The sequence below is a fragment of the Enterobacter sp. PL_is511 genome, from assembly GCF_055816065.1.
In genome coordinates this window covers 77,871-94,947 of sequence record NZ_JBVPGP010000020.1, presented here as the reverse complement: position 1 = coordinate 94,947, position 17,077 = coordinate 77,871, and the positions used below count along the sequence as shown (strand labels likewise).

The following is a 17,077-nucleotide window of genomic DNA, read 5'->3' as shown; positions in this document are numbered from 1 at the left end:
ACAGTATTTGAGGTGTGTGCAATGGAATTCATCAGGCCAACAGAACTGCGAGAAATTATCGCTCTCCCGCTTTTCAGTGACTTAGTTCAGTGTGGTTTCCCAAGCCCCGCAGCTGATTACGTTGAACAGCGTATCGATCTCAATGAGTTACTTGTCGCTCATCCGAGCTCCACCTATTTCGTCAAAGCCGCAGGTGATTCAATGATCGAAGCCGGGATCAGCGATGGTGATCTGCTGGTGGTGGACAGCTCGCGCACAGCTGAGCACGGTGACATTGTCATCGCCGCTGTGGAAGGGGAATTTACTGTTAAACGCCTGCAGCTACGCCCGACAGTCCAACTCATCCCAATGAATAGCGCCTACAGTCCGATTGTTGTAGGCAGCGAAGATACGCTGGACGTTTTCGGCGTTGTTACTTTCATCGTCAAATCGGCGAGATGAGTATGTTTGCGCTCTGTGATGTGAATTCGTTCTATGCATCTTGCGAGACCGTATTCAGGCCTGACCTGAGAGGGCGCCCGGTTGTCGTTCTCTCGAATAATGACGGCTGCGTAATCGCGCGCAGTGCCGAGGCCAAAGCCGCCGGAATTACCATGGGAGAGCCTTTCTTTAAGCAAAAGGATCTATTCCGGCGCGCTGGGGTTGTTTGCTTCAGCAGTAACTACGAGCTGTACGCAGACATGTCGAACCGGGTAATGACAACGCTGGAGGAAATGAGTCCTCGCGTCGAAATTTACAGTATCGATGAAGCTTTTTGTGACCTGACGGGTGTTAGGAACTGCCGGGATCTGACTGACTTTGGCAAAGAGATCCGCGCTACGGTTCTGAAGCGTACGCACCTTACCGTTGGCGTTGGCATTGCCCAGACAAAAACACTCGCTAAACTCGCCAACCACGCCGCAAAGAAATGGCAGCGGCAGACGGGCGGGGTAGTGGACCTGTCCAATATCGACCGTCAGCGCAGATTGTTGGCTCTGGTACCAGTAGAAGACGTATGGGGCGTCGGAAGGCGTATCAGCAAGAAGCTCAATTCTATGGGCATCAAAACGGCTCTGGACCTCTCCGAGCAAAGCACCTGGATTATCCGTAAACACTTCAATGTTGTACTCGAGCGAACCGTCCGAGAACTGTGCGGCGAGCCATGTCTTGATCTGGAAGAGTTCGCGCCGGCAAAGCAGGAAATCGTCTGCAGTCGGTCGTTTGGCGAACGCGTCACCGAGTACGAACAGATGCGCCAGGCTATTTGCAGTTATGCGGCGCGTGGTGCAGAAAAGCTACGCGGTGAGCATCAGTATTGCCGTTTTATCTCGGCGTTCGTGAAGACATCCCCCTTTGCCCTAAATGAACCATATTACGGCAACAGTGCGTCAATGAAGCTTCTCACCCCCACTCAGGATTCCCGCGACATCATCAACACCGCTGTAAAGTGTCTGGACAAAATCTGGAAGGATGGCCACCGATACCAGAAGGCAGGGATCATGCTTGGGGATTTTTTCAGTCAGGGTGTGGCCCAACTAAACCTTTTCGATGAGAATGCGCCGCGGGCCGGCAGCGAAAGGTTGATGGAAGTGCTCGATCACCTGAATGCTAAAGATGGAAAGGGAACCCTTTATTTTGCTGGCCAAGGCATTCAGCAACAGTGGCAAATGAAGCGAGAAATGCTGTCGCCTCGATATACGACGAGATATACAGATCTGCTAAGAGTCCGATAAGTATTCCTGATGTCTTGGTCCGCTTTGTACCAATTGCAGACGTTGTTGCACTGCAAAAATATCTTGTCCGGATCAAGGTATCGCCACCACTTGTTAGGTGGATTAATCCGTATTTATAACAAATACAATTCCCGGCTGTACCTATAAGCTGTTGTCATTTATACAAAAGCGATGTAGTGTTCCACACATTAAATTTACAAACGTGGAAAAGTCCGTGTTTAGATACAGATTTTTCCGCTGAATAACCGCACATTCTCAAAGGTTTATCATGAGTAAGTGGCTATTAGACAGGCTATTTGAAGCCGGTGATCAGGCAGAGCCCCGGTTTGCGTTTCAGGGGACTGTAAATTGGATGAGGGCCCTTGCCGAAGTCGTTAACGGTGGCGCTTGTGCCGATGATAAACTAAATGATTTATATGCTCGGGTACAACGTAGACCTGTCAATCGTGAAGCTGATACGCTTGTGTTTGAGAACACAATGATGGCCTTACATAATCTGTCATCTTTGAAAAGTATGAATAAAGATGTCGAAGATAAATATGACATATGTCGTTCAGCTATTATTTCTTGGTATTACAGTATCTATTTTTCCGCTAGCGCGATGGTTGCAGCATCTTCTGGTTCTATTCAAGAGACACATACAGCCACAGCAAAAGTTTGGCAGTCAGATATCGCGGAAAAAGAACTTATCCCATATCCATTTAATCTTCTTCTAACTAGTTTAGTTTCAAACACTGCTGATGCCGAGATTGCTGCATATAGAGGTGCTAACCGTTTCGACCTGAATGATAGAGCTTATGATAATGAAACTGCTCATGGTGCACTGGTTTCCTATCTAAAGGGGACTCATGGCTACAAAAAGTGGGAAACAGAAGAGAGGGTGAGAACTTCTCGTGATTTCAAAGCTCTTGGTGTTGACAACTTTCGCACGAAAGCTGCTCGCGAAGTTCGCGATCACGCACTAGAAAAAGGACAAGTTAATTTCCTTATTCAGGCATTTAGATACCGTGGTAAAGCGAACTATCGTGACTCTATATTTTTATCCTACGGTGACAACAACGAAGCTATTATAGAAGAATTTATCCAAGATTTGTATGACGTCGCTATTGGCTTCATTAGGGCTACTTCGCATTATTGCAGTCGAAGAGTCGAGAGAGGTACGTGGGCTGAGTTTGTCGAGGATATTTCTGATAACTCAAGGTTGTCTATTGACTCTGTCGTGCTTGAAATATAACAAACAATTTAAGAATGGCTCAGCACGCTTGGCATTTTCAGTTTGGTTCAAATTTAGTGATTAAGGTATTCAAATTGAGTATGGTGAATACGTGCTTCACACTTTAATTGGGCGTTAATGCCCGCTTTTCGCTCATAGCAGAACCTCAGCACCACAGTTCGCATTAGAACTGTGCCGGTAACGGAAGTTGCATTCCAACGATTATTGCCTTAAGAGTTAATGTTCGATTGTGATGAGGGCAAACATTATGCTATTGGATACTTTAAAAAGACTCGAATGTTCTCTTCATGGCAGCAGGCGAAAAGATCGGGAATGGCTTGAACAGATACTCCATGAGAGATTTAGCGAAATAACGCGTTCAGGCGTATTAGTTGATCGTGCAGAGACTATTGAAGCCCTGTCGGATGAAGATAGCGTGCCCGCTATTCTTGGTAGTGATTTCCGGCTTATCAGCGCTGGAGAGAAATTCGCAATATTGCACTACAGAACTGTCAATCCAGATGGTAGTCGTGCATCCCTTCGTTCGTCATGCTGGGAAGTATCTGAAAACGGGCAATGGAAATTGGTATTCCATCAGGGAACACCTGAGGCACAAAGCGTGTAAGTATCAAATACAACGTCCGCTCCCTGCTCATTTAGGACGTGCCTGGTCTTTTTTACCTTTTATCGTGCTGCCTCGATTAGCTCCGGCCCCTGGTTCTTCACATTACCCACGGCGCGCGTCACAGCGTGCCAGATAAACTTGTCTGATGGCACAGCACCGTCGGCCGCTATCTCTTCAGCCTCTTTTCCGCCTATATCCTGGCTCATCCACTCCCGGGCCGCTTCAGGCGACAGAACCAGTGGCCTACGGTCGTGAATGTCGACCAGTCCTTTGTCAGCTGCAGACGTCACTATCAGGAAACCTTCTGCTTCATCGCCGCGTTCGAATGGCGTACTGCCGATCGCGGCCATAAAGATCGGCTGACCGTCTGCCCGGTGAATAAAATATGGCTGCTTCTTGTCGCCTTCCTTCTTCCACTCGAACCATCCATCAGCAAAGCAGATTGCCCGGCCATGCTGCCAGAGAGGTTTGAACATCCTGCTGGTGGCCGCTGTCTCGACACGCGCGTTTATCAATGGTGCTTTATCCCACCACCCGGGCGCGTAAGACCACAGGACCGGATCGAGATGCAGCTGCTCGTCACGTTCGCTCAGCAACAGAACTTTGGTACCTGGCGCCACGTTGTAACGTCCAATAGGTTCAGGGTCGTATGCGATGTCGCGATCGGCTTCATCGGCCAGGTAAGCCAGATATTCTTCACGCGTTTGAGCTTGTGCAAAGCGTCCACACATAGAAACCTCGAACCAGATGTCAGACTTAAAGTATAGGGCAGGGAGAATAAGGGTGGCGCACTGGCTAAAGTTAGGGGCAAATTTAGGGGCAAAAATGCGAAATAGGGGCAAAAAAAGGGCACTAAAATTGTAGTTCTGGGTAGCTTTAGGGAGAAACTATTATGCTATAACTAATTGATTTAAATGAAAAAGAAAATGATATCAATGAGTTGGCAAAATCAGCGTAGCTTATTCAGGTTGTATTGCTCTTTTTTGTTAATCTCTTGATTCTCTTGCATTGAGTACTACCTTCGGAGCCAGCAGGGGCAAAAATTGTATGCCGCGTATGGTACGGATTCCGGCGGCGAATACCAGCACGTTTTGCAGCGAGGTTATATCTGGCGTTGCAACACTGTCAGCGTGCGCTGTGGTTTCAAGGCCTCCTATAGCACATTACTCGTCCTGGTTTTCCATATTTGTTCTATGACGGGAGGAAACTTGTATGGCATAAGAGCGTTAAACGAACATCAAAAGGAATGACGTTATGTCGCTTTATGACCTCAAAACCGAAGCACTTGCATTACCGGAGGCCTGGCACTCTCATGTATTAGGCCGCATTGGAACTGCGAATCTCAAAGTTTTACGAATGGATGAACGCTCAGTGATTGAAGAGGTTCATGAGTATGACGAGGGGTTACTGGTCATTGATGGGCGTCTGGAGCTGAGCGTGAAGGGTAAAAAAATCTCTGTGACGTCTGGACAACTTTATGTAGCCAAAGCTGGCACTCCCCATACTGTCGAAACAGGCAGTTTTGGCACACTGGTTATCATTGATTTACCAGAAACGGAAGTGGCCTCGCTTTAAGCGGCTTGCGATGAAGTGTCAGGGTGTCGTTTTGATCTGGCTCTCAGTCTACCTGAAATTAATGAAAACGTATCAGCAGGGCTGCCATTCGGTGGCCTTATATCTTTCCCCTCGATGATGTTGTTTATTGCGCCATGGGAGCAGACCAAATATTCGGGTCTGAATGAAAATTTTCGACGCCTGACATGGTAATTATTATGTTATCTACCATGATTAAGACGATGACAATTCAATCGCTTCAGCATCGCTGAAGCGGTTACTTCACTCTAATCGAGAACCCTAAATGCGCCATGCATCTATCCCCGTAGCTGCAGCCACGGCAATATTTTTGCTGGGCGTTTTTATTATCAATTTACAGGTTTGGTATTCTGCACGGGCTGACAGTTTTGCAGGGGCGCACTATGTCGTGCGGAACATGAACGTCATTCTTAAAGAAGCCCGTCATGCGACCCAGATTGCAATGCAGCTTGCTGAGAATGAGTGTGATGCTGAAGGACAGTATCGGCTCGGCACTGAAGCGGCATTACAACCACATCTGAGAACGATCGTTATTCTGAAAAAAGATGCGGTCTGGTGCTCCTCCTTACCGGGAAACCGCGTGTTGTTGGTTAACGGCTCTGCGCTGCCTGCAGCATCGTTACTACTCGTTCCAGCGAAAAGTACGGTCAACGGCCTGCCGGTTCTCTTATACCAGACAAATCATGCCGGAAGCCGGATCATGGTGAGCATCAGTGACAGCCATATCCGCGATGCATTGAATATGCCATTACGCGGCGTGGGATATTCACTGAACGTCGGCGATCGTATCTTAGGCCAATCAGGCGATGTGTTGACGGCAGCCCATTCGAACAAAGATGTACTAACGGTAAAAGATGCTGATTTTCCTTTCGCGATTCAATTTAACGCTCCGCCTCTGTTTAGCCTGACGAGATTATTCGACCAGGCCGGTGGGGTGTTGTTATTTCTGTTGCTCATTTCCTCTCTTCCTGCTTATCTTTTGCAGCGTTATCTCTCTAAGGATATTTCGCCTGAGGAATCTCTGCGTACTGCCATCTACAGAAATGAAATTATTCCCTATTACCAACCCGTCGTGAGCGGAAAAGAGGGCACCTTGCGTGGCGTAGAAGTGCTGGCCAGATGGAAGCATCCGCAATCGGGGTTTATTTCTCCCGCATCCTTTATTCCTCTCGCTGAAAAATCAGGGTTAATTATTCCGTTAACTCAAAGTTTAATGAGACAGGTTGCAAAGCAGATGAATTCTATTTCAACGTTGCTGCCAGAAGGGTTTCACGTAGGAATGAACTTCAGCGCTTCTCATATCGTTGCGTCCACCTTTGTTGAAGAGTGCCTCCACTACAAACACAGTTTTATTCAACAGGATCTTAATCTTGTCGTTGAGGTGACCGAGCGCGAACCGCTCCACATCGATGAACATCTCGTTAAGACGCTGAATGAGCTGCATAACAACGGATTTGCTATTGCCCTGGATGACTTTGGTACGGGATACTCAGGTCTATCCTATCTGCAAGCGCTGCATATTGATTACATTAAAATCGACCAAAGCTTTGTTGCCAGGGTTAACGCGAATGAGGATTCAACGTTGATCCTGGATTCGGTGCTGGAGTTGGCAAAAAAACTTTCAATTAGTATCGTGGCGGAAGGTGTTGAAACAGAAGAGCAGCTTGATTACCTCACGCGCAATCATATCCGTTTTTTACAGGGTTTTTTCTTCTATAAACCTCTTCCTTTCAAGGAGCTGCTCAAAGTTCTCTTGTCGAAGCCAAAAGTTAAAGTGAGGGTGGAATGAGGTTTAACCCGCAATCAGCGTTTCAGCCTGAAACATTTCTAAGATAGCGTATACTCCCTCTTCCAAAACCGCTCAACAACCCGGTGGCTTGTGCTATGACCCTCAATCGCTTTTGTTACTTACTCCTAATCTTTGCTGCGATCGGTAGCTTTCTGGCCTCGAATCCTGTGGTGATGTGGTTTCTGCTGATCAATGTGCTGACGTTGGCTCTGTATGGCGCTGATAAAATGGCGGCGCGTAAAGGGATGCGCAGGGTACCGGAAGCTACATTGCTGGTATTTGGCGTGACAGGAGGTTGGCCTGGCGCCATTGTGGGCCAGCAGCTTTTTCGCCATAAAACCCAAAAGCAGCCCTTCAAAACCTACTTTTTCTTAAGCGTCGTGGTCAGCATCGGCATGATGGCGGTGCTTTATCATTTCTCTCCTGTTTCTTCTTTATGAACGTATTGACATCAAGTTAACTTGAGCTTTTAAGATGCCAGCACCACGTTGATAAGGGAGTAACATCTTAAAATGAAAGAGATTGATGTAGGTTTCACTCATGTCGCGTTTATGGTCAGAGACCTGGAAAAGAGTATAGCCTTCTATCGTCGCTATGCCGGTATGGAGGTCATTCATTTACGTGAACCCGATATGCCTGATGCAAGAAAAGTGGCATGGCTTAGCGACCATACTCGTCCTTTTGCACTTGTTCTTGTACAGGCCGATACCGTGACCGATACGCCGCTGGGTAGCTTCGGGCATCTGGGTATTGCCTGCGCGACCCGCGAAGAAATTGACAGAAAAACCGCGATGGCCACCGCTGAAGGCGTGCTAAGGAAAGCGCCTGAGAACGTAGGCGATCCCGTCGGCTACTATGTCTTTTTTGCCGATCCCGATGGCAATACGTTAGAGCTGTCATTTGGACAGCGTGTCGGTCTGGAAGCGATTCGAACGATGAATCGGGATAAATAACGCGGGTAAACGTCCGGAACGAAGAAATGGGGCGCATCGCACGTCGTTAATTAATCCTCCATCACTGCCAATAGTAGTAGGACTATTCTTAAGTGGTTGCTGTTTTTTGCACAATCTGAATAATACGTGCAACAACAAGGAAGACAACATCCCATGAAAATAAATTCTATTATACTGGCAGTGCTGTCTGTCTTTTCTGCGCCTTCCTGGTCTGCTTTTCAGGAACGGGAATATAATACCTGGTATATCAAAAATGCGGTCCTTTATGATATGACACAAACCTCGGAAGGCTTTCCCGTCATGGTGAGTGTTTCTCAGCCAGGGCGAAAATCCGCTAACTTGCTGGTGTCATATATTACTGAAGGCCTTTGTGGTGATAATAACCTTCCGCTAAATGTGAATGGTAAAATCCTGCCCGCCAAATATGATTGTGTTCAGATAGGGCAGAACAGAATTGAACATTTTTCAGTGGTGGATGCGGACAGCGTCAATGGCATGGTGACGCATTTGAAATCTGATTTCACTATTCTCCTGCAAAACGATATCAAAATTTGGGCGGCAAATATCAAAACGCCAAAATACGGGCTGGCACCGAGATTCTAACGATGAAATGTCTGTCTCGCGACAGGTATTACTTCTATCATGGTAATCATTTATGAAATAATAGTGTCGTGGTGTTATTAATCAAAATAAGGAGTAAGTGGCCCTGTTTTTTTACGTATTGAAATGGACTGTATGCTAAACGGTACGAAACCGCACAAATAATCCTTTCTGACATTATGGATAAAGCTCACTACCAGACTTACGCTTGCTAGCGGCGTTTTAGTTGTTCAGCACATCTTTACTGGTAAGGAGCAGAATATGTCGCAACGTAATAGTCTGGATTTACTAAGCCGTAAAGAGGGAATGTGTCTGTTAGAGCAAAGCATGGGTTTTGTCTGGCAGGCAGCACTTAGGGCGGTCGCGGTATTAGGGGTCGCAGATCGTCTGGTTGAAGGAAAAAAATCCGTTACGCAACTGGCGGAGGAGCTTAATGTCGATGGCGACTATCTTCATCGGATCATGCGCTTATTGTCCTCTCGCGGGGTGTTCAACGAATTATCTGAAGCTGAATACAGTCTTAGCCATTCAGCACAATTCCTCTGTTCTGAGCATGAATTTTCCTTGCGTGCGGCGGTGCTCATGCTGACAGACCCAACATTCTGGCAGCCAGCGGCTAAAATGGATGAAATATTGCAAGGCAAACCTGTTTTTAATGATTTGTTTGGCAAGCCTTTTTACGACTACTGGCAGCATGATGACACGATGACTGACAGCAACATTTTTCATGCGGGTATGGCCTCTATGTCATCCGTAGAGAATGAAGTCATCGCAGATAGCTATTCGTTCCCTCAAAACGCAGTCGTTGCCGATATCGCCGGTGGGCTGGGTAACTTATTGTTGGCCGTTTTACGTCGAAATCCGACCTTAACGGGGATCCTCTTCGATCAAAAAGACGTGCTTGAGCGGAATCGACTGCACCTGTTAAAGGATAATCGTCGATGGAAGACCGTTGAGGGGAGCTTTTTTGAAGCCTGTCCTGTAGCGGACATTTACCTGCTTAAATATATTTTGATGGACTGGCCTGATGAGAAGGCCATTCAGATCCTTCAATGCTGCAGAAAGGCTATGAAAGAAAACTCCCGGCTATTAATTTTTGAGCCGCTTATTAAAAAAGAAAATAATGAACAGGGACGATTTGAAATTGACCTTCTTCTGTTAACAAGCTTTGATGGAGGGCGGGCACGAACAGAGTCTGAGTATCAGGCCTTGTTTGAACAGAGCAATCTGAAGTTGAACAAAATAATAGACACCCGTTCGTATCTGTCGATTTTAGAAGTCGTACCTGCCTGAACTGTTTAAACAATATTCACAGAGCATGTGCCCGGCATTCCGTTTTACCGTATTCCTGCTACGCTTGTCTCTTGTACCAGGAGCATGAATATGAAAAACAAAGATGAACAAACCGGATTAGTGGGGCTGGCGATTGGGGCCGCCGTCATTGGGCTGGTTTCAGCGCAGAAACCGATCCATCGCAACAGTATTGTCGATGAGCTGGTCAGGCTTGGCAGGCAAAAAGGCGATGGTGTAGAAGACGAGGTTTTCGTGAAAGCCGCCGAGCTGGTGAGAAAAGGGGTATAGCCTATGGCTGAATGTCGTAATGCGCAGTGCCATTGCGGTGCGGTGGCCTTTACCGTTGCGCTCACGGATGGCCTGAATACCGCGCGGCGCTGCAGCTGTTCTTTTTGTCGCATGCGGGGTGCGGTCGTCGTCTCTGCGCCGCTGTCAGGGATTACCGTGACAAAAGGTGAGGATAAGCTCACGGAGTACCGTTTTAACACGGGAACGGCACGGCACTTCTTCTGCTCGGTGTGCGGGATCTACACGTTCCATCAGCGGCGTTCCAATCCAAACGAATACGGCGTGAATGTTGCCTGCTTTGAAAACGTCTCACCGTTCGATTTCTCTGAGGTGAAGGTAATGGACGGGGTAAACCATCCCTCGGATGGAGACAGCGGGGTGTTTGGCTATCTCTCTTTTCGCAAGAAAGGGACAGTTGAGGCGTAATTGCCGCCTGGCCATTCTTTAATCAGCCTGGCTATAGTGGAGGGTGGTTATCTGAAACAGGAGAGACTATGCTCTGTGTTGAAAAAGACGATCCGCGAGAGGCGCCTGAATCAGGTGATAAAAAGCCTCAACCGGTGAAAAAATAACGCGACCTGTGCGTTTATCCGCCACCGGCACTGCTGGTGGCTTTTTATTTTCCAGGAAAACCTGTTAACCGCCATCCAGGTGGGTTAACACAGCGCCGAGATGCCCGACAATATCAGCAAAATCAAAAATTAACGCCATCCACAGCACGGCTAAAAGGGCAAGTACGGCAAGGGATACACGACCAAACAACGCTGTTATCCTTAGTGACGAAAGGGCTATCACCTGAGTTTAACCCGTTTTCTTTCAACTTACCTTCAACCAACCCTTTTCTGAAACTGTCTTTTGTGACGTACTTCAAAAAAAATTGAGCCCGCATCATAATGCGGGCTCTGGCAATCAGAACTGGTAAACCAGACCTAACGCGACGACATCATCCGTGCCGATGCCGTTGTTTTTGTAGAAGCTGTCATCTTCATCCAGCAGGTTAATTTTGTAATCAACGTAGGTGGACATGTTTTTATTGAAGTAGTAGGTCGCGCCTACGTCAGCGTATTTAACCAGATCCTGATCGCCCTGACCGTTGCCCAGATCCTTACCTTTAGACTGGAGGTATGAAAGGGTCGGACGCAGGCCGAAGTCGAACTGGTACTGCGCGGTCACTTCGAAGTTCTGGGTTTTGTTCGCCACGGCGTCGGTGTTATCACCGTACGGCGTCATATTGCGGGTTTCAGAATACATTGCCGCCAGATAGATGTTATTGGCGTCATATTTCAGGCCCGCAGTCCATGCATCCGCTTTGTCGCCGCCCGCGGTGGTATTCATCACCTGCTCGTTGGTACGGTCAGAAGAGGTGTAGGCTGCACCTGCGGTAATGCCCATGCCGAAGTCATAGGTAGTCGAGATACCGAAGCCGTCGCCGTTCTCGTGACGCGTGTCGCGACCGTTGTTGGTGCCTTCCTGGTTGTTGCTGGCGTCTTCATTTTTGCCCTGATACTGCAGCGCAAAGTTCAGCCCCTGCACCAGACCATAGAAGTCGGTGTTACGGTAGGTGGCCACGCCGTTGGCACGGCCGGTCATGAAGTTGTCGGCTTTGGTGTAGGAGTCACCGCCGAACTCAGGCAGCATATCGGTCCAGCCTTCCACGTCGTACAGCACGCCATAGTTACGACCGTAATCGAAGGAACCGTAGTCGCCCACCTTCACACCGGCGAAGGCCAGACGCGTCCAGGACTGGTTATCAGACCCTTCGGTGTTATTGGCCTGAATGTTGTATTCCCACTGTGCGTAGCCGGTCATCATGTCGTTGATCTGGGTTTCGCCTTTGAAGCCCAGACGCATATAGGTTTGATCCCCGTCAGCGCCTTTATCATCGGAGAAATAGTGCAGACCATCTACTTTTCCGTACAGATCTAATTTGTTGCCGTCTTTATTATAAATCTCTGCTGCATGAGTTGCGCCAGCCATTAACAGAGCCGGAATCATCAGGGCCAGTACTTTTCTTTGCATTGTGATATTCCTTTGCAGTTGTTTTTATTTAATTACCTGTTGAACTTTCCGAGTGAGAAAGTTGTCTCATGCTAAATCACTCCTGTGTAAGAGTAATAAATTATAATTGTTACGAACTAAGTAAAATCTAAACCGAATAAATCAATGGTAATGGTCATCTGTTTGATGAATGTATTAATGCAAAACATAATAAATTAAAATTATTAATCAGGCATTAATTAAGCTATTCTTGGCGGCGTTATATGCCTTTAAGATTATTTATCCATAATTCGCGTGAATAATGTTTAGGAAACTAAATAGATATTTATTGATTATCTGGATTCGCCCGGTGTGAATACACCGGGTTTTTTTGTGGCAAAAAAAAGCCCGGACACGCCGGGCTGAGAAACTAGTCGCTGGTCGATTTTTCGGCTTTACCCGCCAGCTGCGCCAGGAAATCATAACGTTTTTGCAGATCGGCCGCGGCGTCTTTCCAGAGCTGTTCGGCCACTTCCGGCTGCTGCGCGTTAAGGCGACGGAAGCGTTGTTCCTGCATCAACGTCTCGGCCAGGGCATCTGACGGCGGACGTGAATCCAGCGCCAGCGGTAACTTACCTTCGTCCGCACGGCGCGGGTCGAACCGGTACAGCGGCCAGAAGCCGGTCGCGGTCAGCTGTCGCATTTGATCGTGGCTGAGTGCCAGATCGTAGCCGTGCTCTTCACAAGGGCTGTAGGCAATGATCAGCGACGGGCCTGGATACGCTTCCGCTTCCTGGATGGCTTTTACCGTCTGGTTAAGCTGGGCACCCAGCGAGATTTGCGCGACGTAAACGTGACCGTACATCATCATGCTCACACCGAGATCTTTGCGCGCCTTGCGTTTACCGTGTTCACCGAATTTCGTCACAGCGCCTAACGGTGTGGCTTTCGACGCCTGGCCACCGGTATTGGAATAACACTGTGTATCCAGAACCAGGATATTGACGTTTTCAGTCAGGCTCAACACGTGATCCAGTCCGCCAAAGCCGATATCGTAAGCCCAGCCGTCACCACCAATCAGCCAGATCGATTTTTCGACCAGGGCGTCAGCGTCGGTCAGCAGCTGTTCAGCGCCCGCCACGCCCTGAAGCGCGCGACGCAGCTCAGCAACCTGCTCACGACGTTCTTCAGGCGATGCGTCCGCGTGAAGCGCGTCATTAAGCTCAGCAGGGATCTGCCCGGCAAACTGTTCCAGCAGGCGCATCACGCGTGCGCGGTGCTGGTCAACGGTCAGGCGGAAACCCAGGCCGAATTCGGCGTTATCCTCGAACAGCGAGTTTGCCCACGCGGGACCGCGACCGTTGGCGTCAGTGGTGTACGGTGTGGAGGGCAGGTTACCACCATAGATAGACGAACAGCCAGTAGCGTTGGCAATCAGCATGCGGTCACCGTACAGCTGGGTAAGCAGTTTGATATACGGAGTCTCACCACAGCCGGAACAGGCTCCGGAATACTCAAACAGCGGCGTAATCAGCTGTGACGTACGAATATCAATGCGTTCCAGTTTGCTACGATCGATTTCCGGCAGATTCAGGAAGAAGTCATAATTTACCTTCTCCTCTTCAACGTGCTCCAGACGCGACATCATATTGATGGCTTTAATATCCGGATCCTGCCTGTCTTTCGCGGGACAGACCTCGACGCAGAGGTTACAGCCGGTGCAATCTTCCGGCGCGACCTGCAGAACGTATTTCTGTCCGCGCATATCGCGGGATTTCACATCCAGCGAATGCAGGCTGGCTGGTGCAGTTTCCATCTCTTCCGGTGCAACCACCTTGGCACGTATGGCAGAGTGCGGGCAGGCTGCCACGCAGTGGTTGCACTGGGTACACAGCTCTTCCTTCCAGATGGGGATCGCTTCGGCGATGTTTCGTTTTTCCCAGCGGGTGGTGCCCATCGGCCAGGTGCCATCTGGCGGCAGCGCAGAGACGGGCAGGGCATCACCCAGCCCGGCCAGCATCGCCGCCGTCACGGTCTTCACGAAATCAGGCGCCGCATCGGACACGACCGGAGGGCGGTTCGGACTTGCGGCATTGACCGGCTGCAGCGGGACTTCGAACAGCGACTCGCGCGCCAGCGCCAGCGCCTGCCAGTTACGTTCGACCAGCTCCTGGCCCTTGCTACTATAGCTTTTAGCAATCGCACCCTGCAGTTCTACCAGCGCGCTGTCGCCCGGGAGGATATTGGTCAGATGGAAGAAGGCCATCTGCATTACGGTATTAATACGTGCAGCAAGGCCACATTCGCGGGCAATTTTTGCGGCGTTAACCACATAGAAACGGGCTTTTTTCTGGTTTAGCACCGCCTGAACTTCCTGCGGCAGGCGCGCCCAGACTTCGTCCGCGCTGTATGGCGTATTCAGGAGGAAAATACCGCCGGGCTTCAGGCGCTCGGCCATCTGGTATTTATCGATAAACTGCAGCTGGTGACAGCCAACAAAATCAGCCTGAGAAATAAGATACGCAGAGCGGATGGGCTGTTCGCTCACCCGCAGATGGGAAACGGTCAGACCGCCGGCTTTCTTGGAGTCATAGACAAAATACCCCTGGGCGTACCACGGCGTGGAGTTACCGATGATTTTAATGTTGTTTTTGGTCGCAGAGACGCTGCCGTCACTGCCCAGACCATAGAACAGCGCCTCAAGTTTGGCGGTTGAGGGCAGGGTGTTTTCCGGCAGCGACAGGGACAGATTCGTCACATCATCATAAATGCCGACGGTAAAGCGCGGCTTGGGCTTCGCTTCGCTGAGCTCGTTGAATACCGCCAGCACGCAGTCCGGACCAAACTCCTTGGACGATAACCCATAGCGACCCCCGATCACGCGCGGCAGCGTTTCACGTTCGCCGTGATTAAAGGCCTCGGCCAGAGCAGTCATCACATCCAGATACAGCGGTTCCGCCTGGGCGCCCGGCTCCTTGGTGCGATCGAGCACCGCAACGGTACGCGCGGTCTCCGGCAGCGCAGAGAGAAGATGTTTCGCCGAGAACGGACGATAGAGACGTACTTTAAGCACGCCAACTTTTTCGCCGCGCGTCAGCAGCTCATCAACAACTTCCTCGCAGGTGCCGATGGCCGAGCCCATCAACACAATGACCCGTTCCGCCTGTGGATGGCCGTAGTACTCAAAGGGTTTGTATTCCCGGCCGGTCGCGGCGGCAAAGTCATTCATCGCCTGTTCAACATGGTCGTAAACCGCGTTGTACCACGGGTTCGTGGCCTCGCGGGACTGGAAATAGGTATCGGGGTTCGCCGATGTGCCGCGAATAACCGGGTGTTCAGGGTTAAGGGCCCGGGCGCGATGCGCGTCGATGTCCGTCTGCGGAAGCAGATTCAGGATAGTATCGTCGGCCAGCGGGACGATTTTGTTGATTTCGTGAGAGGTGCGGAAACCATCAAAGAAGTGAATAAACGGCACGCGGCTTTTGAGCGTGGCAATATGCGAAATTAAGGCAAAGTCCTGAGCTTCCTGAACGCTGCTGGCGCACAGCATCGCGCAGCCGGTCTGGCGTACGGCCATCACGTCAGAGTGATCGCCAAAGATAGAGAGCGCGTGGGTGGCAACGGTACGCGCCGCGACGTGCAGAACGAAGGGGGTCAGTTGCCCGGCGAGTTTGTACAGCGTCGGGATCATTAACAACAATCCCTGAGAAGAGGTAAACGACGTGGAAAGCGCGCCGGTCTGAAGCGCGCCGTGCACCGTGGCAATCGCACCGGCTTCCGACTGCATTTCAACCACTCGCGGGACATCGCCCCAGACGTTTTTTAACCCGTTACCCGCCCAGGCGTCCGCCTGCTCAGCCATGGTAGAACTTGGCGTAATTGGGTAGATGGCGATAACTTCACTGGTGCGAAACGCGACTGAGGCAACTGCACCATTACCGTCAATAGTTTGCATAGGACAACACCCTTACATTGCGCAAAAAATAGGGGTCTGTATTACGGCAACAAACCCTGAATATTATCTGTGTATTCTAGCAAATGGGTGATTTTACGATTTTCGCTTTTGTGTCCTCGGTATTCTCGCCATCAATGAGTAGATCAAACTTTTGGCGAAAAAATTGCGAGAAATTGTTTCTGAAGCGCATAAATACGCACTTTCGCTCTCGACGACACGGGATGTGATGCCTATTATGCATAGGTTTCGCTTTATTCATGGGGGAGAGAGCATGCGCTCAGCATTTTGGTTAGGGTGTGCCGCATTATTGTTGTCGGCATGTAGCAGTGAACCCGTTCAGCAGGCAACGGCAGCCCACGTGGCGCCGGGAATGAAGGCGGCGATGTCCAGCTCGGGTCAGGCTAACTGCGCAATGATTGGCGGTTCTCTGTCCGTCGCCCGTCAGCTGGATGGTTCTGCTATTGGGATGTGCGCCTTGCCAAATGGCAAACGCTGTAGCGAACAGTCGCTTGCCGTTGGAAGCTGCGGTAACTACTGATTATTCTGCACGCTTAAACATCAGCGTTTTATCGGCCGTCGCCAGCGTTAACTGGTCTTCAGTCAGGTCGACCTGCGCCCCTTTGCGCAGCATGTCGCCGATGGCCTGATCCAGCTCATTCAGCTGCGGTTCAGTACATAGCTTGCGCGTCATGGCCAGCGTTTTAACCTTAAGCTCGCCTTCGGACAATTTCCCCTGTCCGTTGAAGCGGTTACACATCTGGCCAGAAACGCTGATGTTATTAACCAGGCTGATATCTGGCAGCGCGCTAAAACCGATCTCAGGTTGCGTTGTCGCACTCTTCACTGCCTTACCGTTTACATTTTCCAGCACAAAGCGGTGGTTCTGAAGTTGCTCCGGCTGAACGGAGGCTTTACCCGGATTAACGCACCCGGTAAGGACAAGACTAATAACACCTAACGCAATGAGCTTTTTCATTTTTCTTCTCAAACTATAAATACTGTGAATCTTTTTCCAGTGTAACGATACTCTGCCGTGCGTTAATGGGGTTTATCTGAAAGTGCGGGGGGAGGTACCGGGC

Annotated in this window: 19 protein-coding genes and 1 pseudogene; 14 read left to right on the top strand and 6 right to left on the bottom strand. The window is 49.7% G+C overall.

Annotated elements, in window-relative coordinates:
• The first annotated feature begins 21 nt into the window (after positions 1–21).
• The 4 genes from AC0TN7_RS07995 (at position 22) to AC0TN7_RS07980 (ending at position 3,550) form a co-directional block, all read left to right on the top strand.
• On the top strand, positions 22–441 hold the full coding sequence (locus AC0TN7_RS07995) for a translesion error-prone DNA polymerase V autoproteolytic subunit (RefSeq protein ID WP_248038068.1): 420 nt from the start codon (positions 22–24) through the stop codon (positions 439–441).
• Positions 442–443: 2 nt separating this feature from the next.
• Complete coding sequence (locus AC0TN7_RS07990) at positions 444–1,712, top strand: Y-family DNA polymerase (protein WP_473702012.1); 1,269 nt, start codon at positions 444–446, stop codon at positions 1,710–1,712.
• A 268-nt stretch (positions 1,713–1,980) separates the two neighbouring features.
• Positions 1,981–2,946 (top strand): hypothetical protein, encoded by a 966-nt coding sequence (locus AC0TN7_RS07985; protein ID WP_006326560.1) that lies wholly within the window; start codon positions 1,981–1,983, stop codon positions 2,944–2,946.
• A gap of 247 nt (positions 2,947–3,193) precedes the next feature.
• Positions 3,194–3,550, top strand: coding sequence for a nuclear transport factor 2 family protein (locus AC0TN7_RS07980; protein WP_473702011.1), 357 nt, complete (start codon positions 3,194–3,196; stop codon positions 3,548–3,550).
• A 59-nt stretch (positions 3,551–3,609) separates the two neighbouring features.
• Here the strand turns inward: AC0TN7_RS07980 and AC0TN7_RS07975 are convergent, their stop codons facing one another.
• Both AC0TN7_RS07975 and AC0TN7_RS07970 read right to left on the bottom strand, forming a co-directional pair.
• The gene (locus AC0TN7_RS07975) at positions 3,610–4,281 is read right to left on the bottom strand and encodes an SOS response-associated peptidase (RefSeq protein ID WP_473702010.1); all 672 of its coding nucleotides are present in this window, start codon (positions 4,279–4,281) and stop codon (positions 3,610–3,612) included.
• A 313-nt stretch (positions 4,282–4,594) separates the two neighbouring features.
• Positions 4,595–4,663 (bottom strand): annotated as a pseudogene (locus AC0TN7_RS07970) (hypothetical protein); the annotation flags it as partial.
• 141 nt (positions 4,664–4,804) lie between these two features.
• On the opposite strand from AC0TN7_RS07970, the gene AC0TN7_RS07965 reads away from it, so the two are divergent.
• From AC0TN7_RS07965 to AC0TN7_RS07925, 9 genes are all read left to right on the top strand, one after another.
• Positions 4,805–5,125, top strand: a complete 321-nt coding sequence (locus AC0TN7_RS07965; RefSeq protein WP_090416733.1) for a cupin domain-containing protein — start codon at positions 4,805–4,807, stop codon at positions 5,123–5,125.
• Positions 5,126–5,408: 283 nt separating this feature from the next.
• Positions 5,409–6,932 carry an EAL domain-containing protein gene (locus AC0TN7_RS07960; RefSeq protein WP_157189268.1) on the top strand — a complete coding sequence of 508 codons (1,524 nt, stop codon included), beginning with the start codon at positions 5,409–5,411 and terminating at the stop codon, positions 6,930–6,932.
• A gap of 95 nt (positions 6,933–7,027) precedes the next feature.
• Positions 7,028–7,372, top strand: a complete 345-nt coding sequence (locus AC0TN7_RS07955; RefSeq protein ID WP_048991959.1) for a DUF1294 domain-containing protein — start codon at positions 7,028–7,030, stop codon at positions 7,370–7,372.
• 72 nt (positions 7,373–7,444) lie between these two features.
• Positions 7,445–7,885, top strand: a complete 441-nt coding sequence (locus tag AC0TN7_RS07950; RefSeq protein ID WP_024907226.1) for a VOC family protein — start codon at positions 7,445–7,447, stop codon at positions 7,883–7,885.
• A 153-nt stretch (positions 7,886–8,038) separates the two neighbouring features.
• Positions 8,039–8,488, top strand: coding sequence for a hypothetical protein (locus tag AC0TN7_RS07945; protein WP_090416736.1), 450 nt, complete (start codon positions 8,039–8,041; stop codon positions 8,486–8,488).
• 258 nt (positions 8,489–8,746) lie between these two features.
• Positions 8,747–9,778, top strand: a complete 1,032-nt coding sequence (locus AC0TN7_RS07940; RefSeq protein WP_407820432.1) for a methyltransferase — start codon at positions 8,747–8,749, stop codon at positions 9,776–9,778.
• A gap of 90 nt (positions 9,779–9,868) precedes the next feature.
• Entirely contained in the window at positions 9,869–10,066 is a 198-nt protein-coding gene (locus tag AC0TN7_RS07935; protein WP_023312007.1) for a hypothetical protein, read from the top strand.
• Between the two features lie 3 nt (positions 10,067–10,069).
• Positions 10,070–10,492: a GFA family protein gene (locus AC0TN7_RS07930; RefSeq protein WP_032647497.1), complete on the top strand. Its 423-nt coding sequence runs from the start codon at positions 10,070–10,072 to the stop codon at positions 10,490–10,492.
• 68 nt (positions 10,493–10,560) lie between these two features.
• Complete coding sequence (locus AC0TN7_RS07925; protein ID WP_223239581.1) at positions 10,561–10,638, top strand: hypothetical protein; 78 nt, start codon at positions 10,561–10,563, stop codon at positions 10,636–10,638.
• Positions 10,639–10,702: 64 nt separating this feature from the next.
• On the opposite strand, the gene AC0TN7_RS07920 is transcribed toward AC0TN7_RS07925, so the two are convergent.
• The 3 genes from AC0TN7_RS07920 to nifJ form a co-directional block, all read right to left on the bottom strand.
• Positions 10,703–10,828 carry a hypothetical protein gene (locus AC0TN7_RS07920; RefSeq protein WP_268987792.1) on the bottom strand — a complete coding sequence of 42 codons (126 nt, stop codon included), beginning with the start codon at positions 10,826–10,828 and terminating at the stop codon, positions 10,703–10,705.
• 147 nt (positions 10,829–10,975) lie between these two features.
• Positions 10,976–12,085, bottom strand: a complete 1,110-nt coding sequence (gene ompC, locus AC0TN7_RS07915; protein WP_032647495.1) for a porin OmpC — start codon at positions 12,083–12,085, stop codon at positions 10,976–10,978.
• A gap of 388 nt (positions 12,086–12,473) precedes the next feature.
• A complete protein-coding gene (gene nifJ, locus AC0TN7_RS07910) occupies positions 12,474–15,998 on the bottom strand; it encodes a pyruvate:ferredoxin (flavodoxin) oxidoreductase (protein WP_048991965.1) in 3,525 nt (1,174 codons plus the stop codon).
• Between the two features lie 271 nt (positions 15,999–16,269).
• Between nifJ and AC0TN7_RS07905 the strand changes: the two genes are divergently transcribed.
• Positions 16,270–16,536, top strand: coding sequence for a putative hemolysin (locus AC0TN7_RS07905; protein ID WP_024907232.1), 267 nt, complete (start codon positions 16,270–16,272; stop codon positions 16,534–16,536).
• Here the strand turns inward: AC0TN7_RS07905 and hslJ are convergent, their stop codons facing one another.
• Entirely contained in the window at positions 16,537–16,974 is a 438-nt protein-coding gene (gene hslJ, locus AC0TN7_RS07900) for a heat shock protein HslJ (protein ID WP_048991967.1), read from the bottom strand.
• Positions 16,975–17,077: the final 103 nt, after the last annotated feature.

What these genes read in the sequence shown, in the direction of transcription:
- AC0TN7_RS07995 (WP_248038068.1), top strand. Translation starts at nt 22, where the DNA reads ATGGAATTCATCAGGCCAACAGAACTGCGAGAAATTATCGCTCTCCCG.
- AC0TN7_RS07990 (WP_473702012.1), top strand. Translation starts at nt 444, where the DNA reads ATGTTTGCGCTCTGTGATGTGAATTCGTTCTATGCATCTTGCGAGACC.
- AC0TN7_RS07985 (WP_006326560.1), top strand. Translation starts at nt 1,981, where the DNA reads ATGAGTAAGTGGCTATTAGACAGGCTATTTGAAGCCGGTGATCAGGCA.
- AC0TN7_RS07980 (WP_473702011.1), top strand. Translation starts at nt 3,194, where the DNA reads ATGCTATTGGATACTTTAAAAAGACTCGAATGTTCTCTTCATGGCAGC.
- AC0TN7_RS07975 (WP_473702010.1), bottom strand. Translation starts at nt 4,281, where the DNA reads ATGTGTGGACGCTTTGCACAAGCTCAAACGCGTGAAGAATATCTGGCT.
- AC0TN7_RS07965 (WP_090416733.1), top strand. Translation starts at nt 4,805, where the DNA reads ATGTCGCTTTATGACCTCAAAACCGAAGCACTTGCATTACCGGAGGCC.
- AC0TN7_RS07960 (WP_157189268.1), top strand. Translation starts at nt 5,409, where the DNA reads ATGCGCCATGCATCTATCCCCGTAGCTGCAGCCACGGCAATATTTTTG.
- AC0TN7_RS07955 (WP_048991959.1), top strand. Translation starts at nt 7,028, where the DNA reads ATGACCCTCAATCGCTTTTGTTACTTACTCCTAATCTTTGCTGCGATC.
- AC0TN7_RS07950 (WP_024907226.1), top strand. Translation starts at nt 7,445, where the DNA reads ATGAAAGAGATTGATGTAGGTTTCACTCATGTCGCGTTTATGGTCAGA.
- AC0TN7_RS07945 (WP_090416736.1), top strand. Translation starts at nt 8,039, where the DNA reads ATGAAAATAAATTCTATTATACTGGCAGTGCTGTCTGTCTTTTCTGCG.
- AC0TN7_RS07940 (WP_407820432.1), top strand. Translation starts at nt 8,747, where the DNA reads ATGTCGCAACGTAATAGTCTGGATTTACTAAGCCGTAAAGAGGGAATG.
- AC0TN7_RS07935 (WP_023312007.1), top strand. Translation starts at nt 9,869, where the DNA reads ATGAAAAACAAAGATGAACAAACCGGATTAGTGGGGCTGGCGATTGGG.
- AC0TN7_RS07930 (WP_032647497.1), top strand. Translation starts at nt 10,070, where the DNA reads ATGGCTGAATGTCGTAATGCGCAGTGCCATTGCGGTGCGGTGGCCTTT.
- AC0TN7_RS07925 (WP_223239581.1), top strand. Translation starts at nt 10,561, where the DNA reads ATGCTCTGTGTTGAAAAAGACGATCCGCGAGAGGCGCCTGAATCAGGT.
- ompC (WP_032647495.1), bottom strand. Translation starts at nt 12,085, where the DNA reads ATGCAAAGAAAAGTACTGGCCCTGATGATTCCGGCTCTGTTAATGGCT.
- nifJ (WP_048991965.1), bottom strand. Translation starts at nt 15,998, where the DNA reads ATGCAAACTATTGACGGTAATGGTGCAGTTGCCTCAGTCGCGTTTCGC.
- AC0TN7_RS07905 (WP_024907232.1), top strand. Translation starts at nt 16,270, where the DNA reads ATGCGCTCAGCATTTTGGTTAGGGTGTGCCGCATTATTGTTGTCGGCA.
- hslJ (WP_048991967.1), bottom strand. Translation starts at nt 16,974, where the DNA reads ATGAAAAAGCTCATTGCGTTAGGTGTTATTAGTCTTGTCCTTACCGGG.